We start from the raw sequence: 16,010 nt of genomic DNA, 5'->3' as shown, positions 1-16,010 counted from the left end.
TGTATGGATAACAAATGGATTAGAATAAAAGGTGCTCGAGAGCATAATTTAAAAAATATAGATGTTGAGATACCTAAGAATACCCTTTCAGTCATTACCGGCTTATCTGGTTCAGGAAAATCAACTTTAGCACTTGATACTATATATGCGGAAGGTCAAAGAAGGTATTTAGAGTCTGTTTCTTCCTATGCAAGACAGTTTTTAGGAAATTTGAAAAAACCCGATGTAGAATTTATCGAGGGGCTCTCACCTTCAATTGCTATTGAACAAAAATCTGTAAGTCATAATCCAAGGTCAACGGTAGGTACCATCACAGAGATTTATGATTATATTAGGGTGTTGTTTGCAAGGGTTGGTAAGGCTTACTGCCCAAAGTGCAATATCCCACTGCAAAGTTCTACTGTAGATGAAATTGTGGATAATATTTTTAAGAATTTTAATGAGGATGCAAGATTGTATATCTTTGCTCCAATTGCCAAGGAAAAGAAAGGTGAGTTTAAAAAGGAACTACATAGTATGAAGCTGTCAGGTTTTAAAAGGGTGGAAATCGATGGAGTGATATACGATTTAGATGAGATAGACTCACTTGAAAAGACCTACAGGCATAATATAAACCTACTTGTTGACAGAGTTAAGTTGAGAAAAGATAATTTTGAGAGAATCTTCGAAGCCGTTGAATTGTGCCTTAAAGAAGGAGATGGCTTTGTAGAAATTAGGGAAATGGATAATGATGAGAACGTTATTTCTTCTCAAACTTATTCTGAGAATTTAGCTTGCCCTAAATGTGGTTACAGCTTTCCAGAAATTAATCCCAAATTGTTTTCATTTAATAGTCCTTATGGGGCATGTTCGGAATGCCATGGATTAGGTTTTAAGTTGGAGGTTGAGCCTGAATATATATTTGATATAAACAAGTCTTTGGAAGATGGCGCTGCTTTGAATATGGGGAAAGATACTTTTATGGTGAGCATGATGAAAGATGTTGTTCGAAGTTTGGGTGAGGATCCATCAAAACCTTTAAAAAGTATGCCTTCAAAAGTTTTAAATACCTTGCTGTATGGGACTGACAAAGAAATAGATTTTTCCTTTTCAAAAAAGAACGGAGACAGTTATGAGTTTACTAGAGGGTTTGAAGGAATGGTGAATTGGTACGAAAGAAGGTACAAGCAAACGGATTCCCGGGAAATAAAGGAATGGATCGAAAGAAATTTCATGATTCAAAAGACATGTCAAGCCTGTAATGGCAAAAGGTTGAGGGAAGAAGCCCTCAGCGTTAGGATAGATGGATACAATATATATGATTTGACAGAAATGCCAATTAGTGAACTAAAACTTTTCTTTGATGCTTTAAAACTGAGTGATTTTGAAATGGAAATTGCCCACGAACTTCTTAGAGAAATAAAGAGAAGGTTAACTTTTTTGATCGATGTAGGACTTGATTATTTGACACTTGGAAGAAATGCGACAACTCTTTCTGGTGGAGAGTCCCAGAGGGTTAGATTGGCTACACAGATTGGATCGGGGTTAACAGGAGTGACATATGTTTTGGATGAGCCAACTATAGGTCTTCACCAAAGAGATAACGACAGGCTTATAAATACTTTGAAAAAGTTGAGAGACCTCGATAATACGGTAATAGTTGTCGAACATGACGAGAACGTTATTAGAGCCTCAGATTATATTATAGATCTTGGGCTCGGCGCAGGTGTCAATGGGGGAAAAGTCATCTTTCAAGGTCCTACTAGTAAGTTGTTAGAGAATTCTAATGGGTCCCTTACAGGGAAGTATTTAAGGGGAGAAACAAGAATAGAAATAATTGATAAAAAACGAGTAGAAAAGAACGCTAGTTTAAAGATAATCGGTGCCAAACACAACAATTTGAAAAATGTCACGGTTGAGATTCCCTTGGGGAAATTTGTGGTTATAACAGGAGTTTCAGGCTCAGGTAAATCTTCGTTGATTATGGATACGTTGTATCCGGCTTTGCAAAAGGAGCTTTATAATTCCAGGGTGAGACCCGGAGAGTATGAAAAGATCGAAGGTTTAGAATATATAGATAGCGTGATCTCTATCGATCAAAGTCCTATTGGTAGAACTCCAAGAAGTAACCCAGCTACATATACAGGAGTATTTGATTATATTCGTGAACTGTTCGCTGCAACACCTGAGGCTAAGATTAGAGGATACGACAAGGGAAGATTTTCCTTCAACGTTAAGGGCGGAAGGTGTGAAGCCTGTAAAGGCCATGGAGTTTTGAAGATTGAGATGCAATTTCTACCTGATGTGTATGTAACCTGTGACGTATGTAAAGGTAAGAGATACAACAAAGAAACGTTAAAGGTCACTTATAAAGGTAAAAATATTTCTGATGTTTTAGATATGACTGTGGATGAGGCTTTGGACTTTTTCAAGAACTTACCTTTAATAAAAAATGTTCTAGAACTGCTGCAAGATGTGGGTTTGGGATACATAAGATTGGGTCAATCCGCAACCACCCTTTCTGGTGGAGAAGCTCAAAGGATCAAATTAACTTCCGAGCTAAGGAAAAAAGCAACGGGGAATACCGTTTATATACTCGATGAACCTACTACGGGTCTTCATTTTGAAGATATAAAGAAATTAATAAAAGTTCTCAATATTCTCGTTGAAAAGGGTAATACCGTTATAGTAATAGAACACGAGATGGACATTGTAAAAAACGCAGATTACATTATAGACTTAGGACCAGAAGGCGGAGAAAATGGGGGTTACATTGTGGCTACAGGCACCCCAGAAGAAGTAGCTGAGAGCGGTACTTACACCGGGTACTACTTGCAAGAGGTTTTATCAAAAGAAAGAATTTCAAAGTAGAAATAATTAAATTATTTTTACGTTGACTATTCTTTTTTAAGCCAATTTATAGTCTGTTCTGCCACTTTTTCTTTTTCGATATCGTTTACAACTACGTGCCCGCTTTCTTCTAATATCAGAAATTCGGTTTTTCCTTTAATATTATTTTCTATAATTTCCTTTACCGAAAAAGGAACGGCTTCGTCTTTTTTTGAAAGTATCACATAAGTGTTAGATGTGACTTTTGAAAGGTTTTTAAGAGCCATTTTTTGCAGTTTGTAAAGATCAGCTGCCTTTGAAGGCCAGTCATAATTCCAGTATTGGCTAGCTAGATAAGCAAGCTTTTCGTCATCGAATGTCTGAGGATTTTTTCTTTTTATTTTCTTAACGATAAGGCCAAAGAATGGAGTTAAATTTATTCTCCAATCTTTTGCTTTTAGTGCAGGAGCAGCTAAGACAATTTTTTCTGGATGAAATTTACTTGCTAAGAGAGTTGCTATTACACCACCCATAGAAAGGCCTAAAATGTAGACTTTTTCATGGTAGGTTTTTAAATTAATATAAGAGTCTATAGATTTTCTCAGCCAATCTCTCCAATTAGAGTTTAAAAAATCGTTGGAATTGGTTCCGTGCCCGGGGAGTCGAGGTATGTATATAGAAAAACCAGATTTGTGAATCTGTCTACCTATGTAGTACATATCATGAGGAGAACCCGTGTAACCATGTAGAATCAATACCGCAATATTTGAATCATTTTTTAAATAAAGCTCCTTTGATATTGGTGAAACAGATGTGCTTGGTGGTATGTTATCGAAGAAATTCAAGATATAGACCCCCTTCATAGTCTGGTAATTATTAGCTATTTTCGAACTGAAGTCTGTAAAGATCGTAATAAATTCCGTGGTTGTTGATAAGTTCTTCGTGCCTTCCTTCTTCAACAACTAGCCCTTTATGCACAACTATTATCCTGTTGGAGCTTTTCACAGTCGAAAGTCTGTGGGCAATGGAAATTATAGTTGAACGTTCAGATATTTTATTCAAAGCTTGTTGTATTAAAAATTCAGTTTCTACATCAACATTTGCTGTAGCTTCGTCTAAAATTATAATCTTTGAATTAAAAAGTACCGCCCTCGTTAAGGCTACCAATTGTCTTTCACCAGATGATAAAGTTCCGCCTCTTTCTGTAATGACTGTGTAGTAATTTTGGGGCAACCGCGAGATAATTTCATCGGCATATACGGATTTTGCAACCTTTTTTACTTCTTCATCCGGAATGTCTTGGTTAAATAATCTCATGTTGTCTAAAATAGTTCCCGAGAACAGGAATACGTCTTGAGGTACAACAGCGATTTTTTTGCGTAATTCGTTGAGATCGTAGTCGTATAATTCTTTATCGTCTAATAGTATTTTACCACTTTGATATTTGTAAAGTCCACTTATCAATTTAATTATCGTAGTTTTTCCTGAACCTGTTTCCCCAACTATGGCTACTCTTTCGTTGGGATTTATTTTGAAACTTACACCTTTTAAAACTTCTTTATTTCCATCGTAGGAGAATTTAACGTTTTGAAATTCAACTTTTCCTTCTTGAATAGTAGTATATTTTTTCCTCCCAAAATTTTCCTGTTCTTGATCAAATATCTTAAAAATTTTTCCAGCCGATGCAAATGCGTTTTGCATTATGTCATACTTTTCTGCTAGGTCAAACAAGGGTCTAAAAAACATATCTATGTAAGAAGTGAAAGCATAGATGGTTCCAAAGGTTGTTTGCCCATCTGTTAACTGCAAGGAACCAAACCAAAGCAAAATACTAATCGTAAAATACTGTAATAGACTCATCAAAGGTCTAAAGATCGCAAATACATACATTTGTTGCAAATTAGCACGATATACCTTTGTACTCATGTAATCGAATTCCTTTTTCTTTCTTTCTTCTTGATTGAATAATCTTGTAACATTACTTCCAGCTAAATTTTCGGCTAAGTAGGAATTTAAGGCAGATATTCTAGTTCTGACTTTGTCGTAGGCTTTTCTATCAAAATGTCTGAATAACACAACTGAAACTACAATAACTGGGAACATAGACATTGTATACAAACTAAGTTCAAAGTCTAGGACCATCATTAAAATGATCACCCCAATTATTATAGCTATATCTTTAAGCAAACTTGTTACAACATCACTGAAGAAATCCGATAAATTTTGGGTATCATTAACCACACGTGTGGTAACTTTGCCTGGAGGATTTTTTTCAAAATATGTATATTTGAGTTTTAATATATGGCTGAATAAGTCTTTCCTCAGGTGAAAAATAACTTTTTGGCCAACTACGTTGGCAAAGAAAACTTGGCCGTAATTTAAAAGAAATTGTCCCACAAGCACTGATATAAAAATAAGGCTAAAAATCTGTATTTTTCGAATAGCTAAGTCAAAGTATTGGGAATATTGCTCGCCTGAGACTTGTATTCTTTCGCCTGTTTGATTGTTAACCATATAATAGTTGTTGTCTCTTTTTTCTAGATTATAAGCTCCATTCTCCTGTTCAACAAATTGTGTTTCGTTTTCAGGGACTAGATCAAACGAATAATTCACATTAATTACATTATCAATCCCATATCGTATGAAAACTGGCAACGCTAACTCTATTATCGTTGCTATAGCCAAAGTTAAAAAGGTCAAAAAAAGTAGTAACTTGTATTTTTTTATATACACCCACAGTCTCAGGAAAGTTTTGAGATCGCCTTCGCTTTTTTCTTTTTCTTCTAAAAATATTTCCTCATGAACAGAAGCCATTACTCTACTCCTCCAAATTTTTTTCTATTAATTGTTTCATGTACATAGAATAGTAAATACCTTCTTGTGAGATTAACTGATTGTGATTACCGCTTTCAACGATTTGTCCATTGTCGAACACATAGATTTGGTCGGCATTTTTAACCGCTTTGAGCCTGTGGGATATAACAAGAATTGTTTTGCCTTCCGCTTGTTGTCTAAGTGTTTTGATTATTTCTTCTTCCGTCTCGGTATCTACAGCGGAAAGACAATCGTCTAGTATTATCCATTTTGATCTTTTGGCTAGAGCTCTTGCAATGGTAACCCTCTGCCTTTGGCCACCAGAAAGTGTGGCTCCTCTTTCTCCAACTATTGTGTCATATTTATTTTCGAAGCTCATTATGTCATCGTGTACATGAGAAAGTTTTGCAAATTCTTCCACTTTGTCTTCCATTTTTTCATTAGCAAAAGCTATATTTTCTCTTATCGTCATTGAAAATAAGAAACTATCTTGTGGTACATAAGAAACATAGTCTCTTATAAATTCACCATTCACATCGTTAATATCTTTTCCGTCTAAAAATATCTGTCCTCTTTCAACTGGGTATAGTTTTACAAGGAGCTTTGCTAATGTAGATTTTCCTGAACCTATTCTTCCAACAAAGGCTACCATTTCTCCAGGGTTTATATTCATGTTTATATCCTTCAAAACTTCTCTTTGTGAACCTGGATATTTGAAAGTTAGATGGTTGATTTGATAGTGTCCCTGAAATTCAAAATCTTCTCTTGCGGGTTCTTGAATGGAATTTTTTTGCTCTAAAACTTCATTAACCCTTTTTAAAGAAGCTCTTCCTCTTTGTATTAGGTTGATTAGGTTTCCAACCGCCATCATTGGCCATATCAACATTCCGATATATTGATTTGTCATTATGAAGTCTCCAAGGGTTATCTGATTGTTTATTACCATGGGCCCACCAAAATTGAAAACAAAAATAGTTGCTAATTGTCCTACTAACATGGCTAAGGGAAACATCAATCCCCAAACTTTTACCAAGCGAATGTAAGAATTATAGAACTCTTGAGACTTGTTGTCAAATATCTCTTGCATGGTATCATAGTTAGAATACAACTTTACAACATCCACACCAGAGACGTTTTCTTCGGTTATATTAGATAACTCAGAAGTTTTTTCTTGTAATTCTCTGAATCTTCTGTGAATGAATCTTCCAAAAAAGAGTGATATAATTGCTATTAAAGGAAGAGGCAGTACCGATATAAAGGTCAATCTCCAATTCACAAAAGTACCCATTGCAAAAACGGTCAAGGTCGTCAATACTATTGTATCAACGAGCATTATAACCAGAATTCCTAGCATACGCATCAACGTAGAAACATCAGAAGTGAACCTAGTCATCAAATCTCCAGTTCTCCATTTGTCGAAAAAATCTTGGTCTAATCCGATGATATGGTCGAACATATTTTTCCATGTTTGATATTCAAAAAGCCTAGCGGCTCCAATAATTGAAATTCTCCAAAAAACTCTACCAATTCCTAATCCTAAAGCTAACATGATTATTCCGAAGATTAGCGTTTTAACTTGATTAAGGTTCGGAGATTGTGTGTTTAGTATATCGACTATGCTTCCAATTTCTCTTGGAATAAATAGTTGAATAATGTCAACGGTTACAAGAAAGAGAATCCCAATGAGATATCTCCACCAATATTTTTTTAGAAACTCTTTGATCAAAAGATTCACCGTCCCAAATTGATTAGTATTCCTAACAAAATTATATCACTTGGTTCGAGGAATATCAATTGTTTTTATCGAAAAAATATATTAGAACTTAAAAATAATAAGAGGCGCTAACTATATATTTTTAGAGGTGATTTGTATGTTTGAAAGTTACGATAACGTTTACAATTTTTGGTTCGAGAATGGCGCAAGCTCTGTTACATTTTTAGAGTATGATGATGGATTGACAGCCTTTGATAGCTCTCTTTATCCAAGAAAATTTGAAGATATGGTCAAAATAGTTGAAGAGCGTACTTCAAAAAAATTAAAAAAGGTTTTTTTCACTCATTTTCACCCTGACCACACCTTTGGAGCTGTTTTTAGCAAACGCAAATTTGATCTGTATATGAACAAAAAAACATTGGAGTTTCTTGATACCTTGGATCCTACGTTTCTAAAAGAAAGTTCAAAAATAGCTGACTATAATTTTAACAATTTCAAAGAGGCTTTAAGGGAAAAAGATATCATCATTTTCGAAAATTCTATTTTTCTTCTCCTAAGAGACCAAATTTTGTCAGCAGAAAATATTGGTGGACATACTTTAGATTCAACAATCTATATCCTTAAACCGCAAGGATATTTAATAAGTGGTGATCTCGTATTTTCTAAGGTACATGCAGAAATACTCAATTCGAATGTTGATGAGTGGATATCTAGATTAAATAACTTATCTTCCTTAGATATAGAAACGGTTTTTCCAGGACATGGGAAGCCAGAAAGCAAAAAGATCCTAAAAGAACAATTGACCTATTTAAAAAGGAAGAAAAACGGAGAGAATTTGGAAAAAAGGTACGCAGATTACTCCCTGCCAGATTTAGCTCATTTATAACAAAACTATGAAGACAACAGAACTTTTTTCAATTCGATATCTGCTTCTTCATTAGGTAGAGGTGCGATTTCTTTAATTTCTATAATGACCTTTTTACTCTCTTGAGAATTCAAAATTTCTAACTTTTCTAAAACCTTTATATTTTCATAAGGTTTAAAATAGTAAATATTGAATTTAGTAAAATCTATATTAAGCAATCTTAAGAAGTTTCGGGTTTTCGGAATATATTGCTGGATTTCATATTCACCTACTTCTGTGGCAACGACATCAAAATTTTCCGGATCAAAAAAAGGTAAAAAAGATGAAAGCAAATCAGGAATAGTGGCTGTAAGTATGGATATTTGACCGTATTCATCTACTTCCTCATGAACATTTGTGTAAAAAACTGACTCGAAAAAATCGTAACAATAATAAATATCTTCAAATAAAGATGGTTTTTTAAAGGTAAAAATTAAATATCTGTTATCAATATAACTTACTTCAGCAGAAATTTCTTTATTCTCAGTTATTTGAAACTGAATATTAATATCAAATCTTAATTTTTTGTAACCCAAATAACTCTCTAAAAGGCTTTCTAAGCTTGGTTGAGCAAAAATGAATGTGGAAAAAGCAAGGAAGGATAAAAGGAAATATTTCTTAATTATCATTTCAGAGTTTTCATCCTTTCTCTCAATGAGACGATCTCTGTAACCCTAATTCCAAAATTCTCATCGATAACAACAACTTCGCCTCTAGCAATTAATCTTCCATTGGCATATATATCCAAAGGCTCACCTGCCAATTTGTTTAACTGTATCATAGACCCTTCGTGTAATTCTAAAATCTCTCTAAGATTTAATTTGGTTGATCCTAACTCAACTTTTAGTTCTAAGGGGACATCAAGCAAAAGTTCCAACTTTGATAGATCTATATTTGGGGAAATAGGCTCCTCCTTTTTTTCAAATTCACCAAATTCTACAGGTTGAACTTTGACCTTTTTTTCTTTGATCACGTTGGAATTGCTTCTTTTCTGTGTATTTGAATTTTTTGAGCTTTCTTCGTCTTCTGTAGTTTTACCAAAAGTTTTTTCCACAAGTTCTCTAATCTTTTGAGCAAATTTCATGGGTATAAATTGCCAGAACGTTGTTTCGGCTATTCCGTTGATCTTCACGTTGAACTTTATAGAGATAACATAAGCTTCTTTGTCTGTTTCTATGGGAGGAAACTCGATATTGGCTTCTGAAAAATTCACAACTCGACTGCTAGGCGGGGAGATATCAATATTGGTTTTTAGAAAATCTGATAAGGCGGTTGAAGCTGTACCCATCATTTGATTCATTGCTTCAGAAACTGCGCTTAAACTAATATCATCTAATTCCCTCTCTTCGATATTCTCTAGGTCTTTTCCCAGCATTAAATCTGCTATTATATTAGTTAAATTCAAAGGTAATACCAAGGTGTTCAAGCCATACAAACCTTTTTTGTACTCTACTGTAACAACAACATTTTCTCCTTCAAAATTGGTAATGATATTTTTAAATTTAATAATATCTGTTTGAGGATATTGGATTTCTATCTTTCTTCTTAGTAAAGTTGAAAGGGTTGTTGCTCCTGAACCCATAGTGATATTTGCAATTTCACCAATCATATCCAAAAGTGCGTCTAGTTTTTCATCTACTGTTGAGGTTTCTTCGCTTTCCTTTGGATCATCGGTGTTATTTAACCCTTTTAATAATGAATCCAATTCACTTTGATTTAGAATACGGTCTTCGTTTTCAGGCATTTTATTCATCTCCTGTTTTTTCTGTATCTTCATCTTTTTCAGAAGAATCAAGCTTTTTCGTCTTTTTTTTCATACTCTCTTCAACAAGAAGTCTTTCTAAAAGTTCTTTGTTTTTCTCAACGATCTTTACACTGTAAAAACCTTTACTCTTACCCACATTTACTTTGAATATCGGTCTTTCTTCAATTTCTAGATCTATGGGCTCATCGTAAAAAGAATCTAAGCGGATTACATCCCCGACTTCAAGATTCAAAAAATCATTTAAATATATCTCTGTTTTGCCAAGTATAGCAGACAAATTTAATTTTGAAAGCAACAACGATTGTCTTAGATTTTCTTTAAATTCTTCAGTATGTCTGTAAGAGGTTGTCCACATTCTTGTTGTCAATTTATCGTTCAAAGGTTCCAACGAAGAAGATGGAAAACAAAGATTGACAAAACCTTGTACGTTTTTTATAGTAACAGAAAGTGTTATAAGAATTGTCATCTCATTTGGAGGGGCAACTTGAACAAATTGGGGATTGGTTTCTAAATTCTCCAAGTTGGCGTCAAATTCTTCAATATTCGACCATGATTTTGATAGCATTCTCAACATAACTGCAGATTCTTTTCTCAAAATGTTCATTTCTATCTCGGTGGGAGGTCTAATCTCTTCAAGAGTGTTTCCTGGCCCTCCTAAAAGTCTATCTATTATGACGTATCCTAAATCTAAGCCCATTTGTAGAATAGCGCTTCCTGAAAAAGCTTCGGACGAAAAGATAACGATAAATGTTGGGGAGTTCAATGATTTTTGGAATTCTGAAAAGGTGATTTGATCGATACTAGCATATTTAACATCGACGAATGTTCTGCTTCTGCCTGAAAGATAAGTAGATAGCTCTCTTGCAAAGCTTTCATGGATTAACTGGAGAGTTCTTAGTTGCTCCCGTGAAAACTTCATGGGTCTTCTAAAATCGTAATCTTTGATTCTTCTTTCTTCTTCCTGATACTCTTCAAGAACTTCTTCGGGGCTCTCTCCAGAACTCATTGATTTTAAAATACTATCTATTTCTTCCTGTGTAAGGGTCTCATCTTCAGGCATAAAAACACCTCTTTTTCATTTTGCAGCCTTGTGCAAAAAGCTTTTTTAAGTTTGCCGCATTGTGCAAAAAGTTTTTTTAATTGAAATAGGTTTTGGGGATTTTAAGGGGCTTGCCCCTTTTGCTGTTTTGTGCAAAATGCCTTTGTTTAAACGAAATTAGGTTTTGGGGATTTTAAGGGGCTTGCCCCTTTTGCTGTTTTGTGCAAAATGCCTTTGTTTAAACGAAATTAGGTTTTGGGGATTTTAAGGGGCTTGCCCCTTAATGTATCATTATTGACTCGTTGTTATAGTCATTATAATCATTGTCACTTTTACAACACCCAAGCTTTCCCTTTCACCAGTAAATCCCAGCATTTCATTTAAAGAATCTTTTATTTGTTTCTTAGTTAATTCTATGCCTTGTGGAGTTGAAAGCTCACCTCTTGTTTTATTCATAAATATCATTCTTATAGCCTCTAAAACTTCCAATTTGTTGGAAGTTATTAAATCTCTTGCCTGGCTGCTTCCAACATCTAGCTGTAAAGAATCTATTACAGCAATGTCGTATCCTCCTTTTAACATCATAGTATATCTGGAACCTTCCATGATCAATAATACTTTAGCAGGTGCAGTAGCGGATACTTGCGAAGATTGATCAGAACTTGAAGAAACATTGGATGTCAAGATTCTCACTATAAAAAAAGACGTAATTCCTGATATTATTAAAGCAACAACTATGACTATTATTAAAGTCATTAAAAAAGATGGCTTTGACTTTCTGGTTTTTCCCTCTTCTGAAGTTATATTTTCATTTTCCAAAATCTTTCGCCTCCACGGTCTTGCACTTATCTTACTCTTTGCCTTAGTATAAGAATATCTATCCTTCTGTATTTTTGCCTTAATTCATTCAATCTTGTATTATATTCATTTTCTAGTTCCCTTTCAATTTGCTGTAACTGTGCGGAGTTTAATTCTCCTTCAGTAAAATGATCAAAGGCGATGGATTTTCGAGAATCAATCTCCGACCTTAATAGGGAAATTTCCTTAGCAATTTCGCTATCTCCTTCACCAATGGGAAAGAATCTGTCTGAATTGTAAAAATAATCTATATCAAATTGCCCAGAATTGATCTCAGCCATCTTTTCCACTAACCTTCTATTTTTTAATTCTATGGTAAAAAAATTAACAACACTTGCCGCTCTAGCTGCACTCAAATGCCAATTAGAAGGGTATACACTTGAGGGTAAAACTGGTTGATCATCCGTAAAACCATAAACTTCAATAGCGTTAGATGTGTGCTCTAATATTATTGTACCTATCCTATAAAGCAGGTCTTTAGCTTCGGCGGTTAATTCAGCGCTCCCTGGTCTGAAAAAGGCAATATCCCTCATAGATATTATCGTCCCTTTATCAGTTTCCTCAATAGTGATTTTCCCTTTATACTTTTCGTCTTCAATAATTTTTAATAATTCTTGCCTAATTCCAGGATTAGAAGTGATCAAGGGTTCGTCGGAAATGCTTCTGCCTCCAACTAGTACCCCAATTGGTTGTCCTTCGAACACATTTTGTAAACTAACAACCGCCTGTTGAAATTTTCCCGGTGATATAGTAGCCATAGAAAACAATGCAATAAACATAGTCAGCAACAAGGTAGTCATATCGCTGAAAGTCTGCATCCATTTAGCATCACCAGTTTTTTCTCTTTTCTTTCTAGGCATAAAAATATCACCTCACGATTACAAAACAGCTTCACCTTTTTCTGCCTCATAGGCACGTCTTTCTTCTTCACTGAGAAACGCCTTTAGCTTTTCTTCCATCAAATGTGGATTTTCACCTTGTACTATCGATAATATACCTTCCAACATCATTCGCATCTGGTTAATATTTTTATCCACCCTTTTTTTTAGTTTTTCAGCAGGGGGAAGAGCAAATATGTATGCAATAAGAGCACCGTATAAGGTTGTAATCAGAGCAAGGGACATCCTCGGCCCAATAGTTGTTGGATCGCTAAGAGTATCCAACAACAAAACTAGTCCTATCAAAGTTCCTACCATCCCCCAGGCTGGAGCCATGGCTCCCCAAGTATCTAAAACTGAGATCTTATCTTCCTCTGTTTCTTGGTACATGTCCATCTTCACTTCCAATATCTTTTTAATCTCTTCAGGATCCGTTCCATCGACGGCAGCTCTCAATCCATCTCGTAAAAAATCACTTTTAACACTTGGTATATCTTCTTCTAAAGATATCATTCCATCTCGTCTTGCTTTTTCAGAGAACGAGTACAAGGTCCTCAAAGTTTCAAGGTTGTCTATCTTAGGATTTTTGAATGCTTCAAGGATCATGTTAAACATTTTGAAAGAGTTTGAACTTGGATGGGCGATGAAAGTTGCGCCAACAGATCCTACCACGGTTATAAAAAAAGAAGGTATATCTATTAAAGTTGTAAATTCACTTCCTGCACCCACAACTATTGCAGCTATCGCTAAGGCTAAACCAATTATTGTTGATATATCCACAACTATCCCACCTCTTGTTTTGCGCTAATTCAATCATAAAAAGTTTGCTCAAAAATTATAATACTTACCTTATTTGCCAAAAATCTCTTTATTCAATTCTACCACTTTTTTCTTAACTTCTTCAATACTTTCTTTAACGACGTAAACATGCCCGTTCATCATCGTTATGGTCGTATCAGGGTGGCACTCTATCTTTTCAATTTGATAAGGGTTAATATAAAATTCTTCATTGTTTAATTTTGTGAGTTTAATCATCTTAACCTCCAAATATTATTCACTTTAGAAACTCTAAAACCTGTTAGCACCCCTTCGTGCTCAGTCCACCCATAAGGAACATAATCATCTCTTGATGTTTACAAGTTCGTTAAGGATTGCATCTGCAGTGGTTATACTTCTTGAATTTGCTTGGAATCCTCTTTGAGCTATGATCATGTTGGTGAATTCTTCTGCTAAATCCACATTTGACATTTCTAAAGCCCCTGGATTAATACTTCCCCTTCCTCCAACCCCAGAGACACCTATTTGTGGAAGTCCACTGTTTGAACTCATAGCGTACATAGAGTTACCTGTAGCTGATAAACCTTCGGGGTTGTTAAAAGTGGCTAGAGCTACTTGCCCCAATGGAGCTGTTAAACCGTTTGTGAAAGATCCTATAATCTGTCCATTGGTGTTTATAGCGAAAGACTCCAAAGTTCCTTGAGCGTTTCCATCTTGTTCAGTAACCGCTATAGAATTTTCTGCAAAAAACTGAGAAAGTTCTTGAAAATTAATCGAAACGTTAACAGGACCTGCACCAGCTGCTGATTGAGGGTCCACGCTTGGATTTAAAGCAGCGCCCAACTCAGCTGGGTCGAACCAGAAACCCGCTGCTCCATCGTCACCGTCCCCGATAGTTTGATCTATGGTGCCGTCAGGGTTAATTTTCCATTGAGTTGCAGCTATGTTACCATTTGAGTCAAAAGCTATTACTCCTTCGGCGGAATCATCGAGTAATTGACCATCAGCGGTACTTTTATACAATGGAGTTCCGTCTTCTAACTCTGCCTTCCAATACCAAGTGTTAGCATCTATTTTTGTGAATTTTAAATAAGTATTGTAAGGGTTACCTAGAGAATCGTATACTACTGTTGATGTTGTTACAGATGGGCTGATATAGTTAGCTTCTGAAAAGTTGGTAGGATTGTTGAGATCGGTGAATCTTATAGCTCCACCTGAAGGTGGTTGAATCATCTCTCTAACGGATTTTAAGCCGGTAAACCCCTGCCCATCAATAGTATCAGCATCAGAGGCACCGGTTAAACGCAAACCCGTGAGGGTATAATCTCCAGATGTAATTCCCGTTGTTAGTAAATCGTTGAATTCACCAACTGTACTTGCAGGTCCAGTAAAATTTACTGGTGTACCATCGATATTCAAAGTTATTGTTGGATTTCCGGAAGCATCAAAACTAATATCAATATCTTCCGGATCATAATAAACTGCTTCTCCCGCTGAGTCTGTAACCCTAATGCTTCCTGTGAGGGTAGCAGTACCTGCCCCTGCATTGATATCTACAGGAACAGAATCACCATATTGATCCACTATTTCACCGTTTATGTCGTATATAGAAATCTTACTTTCTGCTAAAGGATCACCGTCTTCATCGTAATTAACCCAACTAATTACATTTCCCGTATCGTCAAGCTCTACTTTTCCACTAATTTGGTTAGTTGAAGTTAAATTACCTGAACCATCGTCAACTGCAAATTTGTACTCAGAACCAACTACACTTGCCGTCCAATTATAAACATTTTTATCCTTGTTTTCTTCGCTCATATCCCTTTTGAAAGAGAATTTTACGGGTATATTTTCACCTGTTGTACTCTTGACCACAATTGTTGTGTCTTGAATACCCGCACCTGCGTTTAAATTATGTGCAAGTCTTACAAAGGAGGTTTGTTTTGCCGCCATTACTTGTCCGCTTGATATTTGGATATCTCCTATAGGATCGTTGGTGTCAATGGTCCTATTTCCTTCTTGATCAATTTTTGCTGTCCAACCTTGCAATTTCATACCAGATGCAGGATCTACAAAGAATCCGTTGTAATCTCTAGTGAAATTGCCAGCCCGTGTATAGTATTGACCTATTCCATCTGAGAGAATAAAAAACCCTTCTCCTTGAATCATAAGATCTGTAGCTTTACCTGTAGACATAGGAGAACCTTGTGTCATTAATTTGTCTATAGAAGCTAATTGAGATCCTAATCCAATTTGCATAGGATTTGTTCCACCTAGTTGGTTTTGTGGTGCATTTCCTGCACTTAATGTTTGAAAAAGAGTTGTTTGAAATGTTGCCCTTGAACCTTTGTAACCTACGGTATTAACGTTAGCGATATTGTTTGCAACTATGTCGAGTTGATCCTGAAAGTTCCTTAAACCTGTGATTCCAGAGTACATTGATCTGAGCATGT

At 35.4% G+C, this 16,010-nt stretch carries 13 protein-coding genes and 1 pseudogene; 2 read left to right on the top strand and 12 right to left on the bottom strand.

From position 1 onward, the window contains the following. Positions 1–3: 3 nt before the first annotated feature. On the top strand, positions 4–2,850 hold the full coding sequence (uvrA, locus tag PMOB_RS00600) for an excinuclease ABC subunit UvrA (RefSeq protein ID WP_012207976.1): 2,847 nt from the start codon (positions 4–6) through the stop codon (positions 2,848–2,850). A gap of 26 nt (positions 2,851–2,876) precedes the next feature. Here uvrA and PMOB_RS00595 read toward each other — a convergent pair whose 3' ends face one another. From PMOB_RS00595 to PMOB_RS00585, 4 genes and pseudogenes are all read right to left on the bottom strand, one after another. Beyond that, positions 2,877–3,653: an alpha/beta hydrolase gene (locus PMOB_RS00595; protein ID WP_012207975.1), complete on the bottom strand. Its 777-nt coding sequence runs from the start codon at positions 3,651–3,653 to the stop codon at positions 2,877–2,879. Between the two features lie 31 nt (positions 3,654–3,684). Continuing rightward, on the bottom strand, positions 3,685–4,509 hold the full coding sequence (locus PMOB_RS11090; RefSeq protein ID WP_369973995.1) for an ABC transporter ATP-binding protein: 825 nt from the start codon (positions 4,507–4,509) through the stop codon (positions 3,685–3,687). An 87-nt stretch (positions 4,510–4,596) separates the two neighbouring features. Further along, positions 4,597–5,454, bottom strand: a pseudogene (locus tag PMOB_RS11085) (ABC transporter transmembrane domain-containing protein); the annotation flags it as partial. 172 nt (positions 5,455–5,626) lie between these two features. Continuing rightward, a complete protein-coding gene (locus PMOB_RS00585; RefSeq protein ID WP_155811031.1) occupies positions 5,627–7,357 on the bottom strand; it encodes an ABC transporter ATP-binding protein in 1,731 nt (576 codons plus the stop codon). Positions 7,358–7,493: 136 nt separating this feature from the next. On the opposite strand from PMOB_RS00585, the gene PMOB_RS00580 reads away from it, so the two are divergent. After that, on the top strand, positions 7,494–8,222 hold the full coding sequence (locus PMOB_RS00580) for an MBL fold metallo-hydrolase (RefSeq protein ID WP_012207972.1): 729 nt from the start codon (positions 7,494–7,496) through the stop codon (positions 8,220–8,222). A gap of 5 nt (positions 8,223–8,227) precedes the next feature. Here PMOB_RS00580 and PMOB_RS00575 read toward each other — a convergent pair whose 3' ends face one another. From PMOB_RS00575 to PMOB_RS00540, 8 genes are all read right to left on the bottom strand, one after another. Further along, on the bottom strand, positions 8,228–8,869 hold the full coding sequence (locus tag PMOB_RS00575; RefSeq protein ID WP_012207971.1) for a hypothetical protein: 642 nt from the start codon (positions 8,867–8,869) through the stop codon (positions 8,228–8,230). Further along, positions 8,866–9,984, bottom strand: a complete 1,119-nt coding sequence (fliY, locus tag PMOB_RS00570; RefSeq protein WP_012207970.1) for a flagellar motor switch phosphatase FliY — start codon at positions 9,982–9,984, stop codon at positions 8,866–8,868. The genes PMOB_RS00575 and fliY overlap by 4 nt, the downstream gene beginning before the upstream one ends. Position 9,985: 1 nt before the next feature. Then, entirely contained in the window at positions 9,986–11,065 is a 1,080-nt protein-coding gene (fliM, locus tag PMOB_RS00565; protein ID WP_012207969.1) for a flagellar motor switch protein FliM, read from the bottom strand. 270 nt (positions 11,066–11,335) lie between these two features. After that, positions 11,336–11,863: a flagellar basal body-associated FliL family protein gene (locus PMOB_RS00560; protein ID WP_012207968.1), complete on the bottom strand. Its 528-nt coding sequence runs from the start codon at positions 11,861–11,863 to the stop codon at positions 11,336–11,338. A 26-nt stretch (positions 11,864–11,889) separates the two neighbouring features. Continuing rightward, entirely contained in the window at positions 11,890–12,762 is an 873-nt protein-coding gene (locus tag PMOB_RS00555) for an OmpA/MotB family protein (protein WP_012207967.1), read from the bottom strand. A gap of 18 nt (positions 12,763–12,780) precedes the next feature. Further along, positions 12,781–13,560 (bottom strand): motility protein A, encoded by a 780-nt coding sequence (locus tag PMOB_RS00550; RefSeq protein ID WP_012207966.1) that lies wholly within the window; start codon positions 13,558–13,560, stop codon positions 12,781–12,783. A gap of 69 nt (positions 13,561–13,629) precedes the next feature. Then, positions 13,630–13,815 (bottom strand): flagellar FlbD family protein, encoded by a 186-nt coding sequence (locus PMOB_RS00545; protein WP_012207965.1) that lies wholly within the window; start codon positions 13,813–13,815, stop codon positions 13,630–13,632. 84 nt (positions 13,816–13,899) lie between these two features. Next, positions 13,900–16,008, bottom strand: coding sequence for a flagellar hook protein FlgE (locus PMOB_RS00540; protein ID WP_012207964.1), 2,109 nt, complete (start codon positions 16,006–16,008; stop codon positions 13,900–13,902). Positions 16,009–16,010: the final 2 nt, after the last annotated feature.

Source organism: Petrotoga mobilis SJ95 (assembly GCF_000018605.1).
Classification (GTDB): domain Bacteria; phylum Thermotogota; class Thermotogae; order Petrotogales; family Petrotogaceae; genus Petrotoga; species Petrotoga mobilis.
The sequence above is the reverse complement of the archived record's forward strand: the minus strand, read 5'-3'. Positions and strand labels throughout refer to the sequence as shown.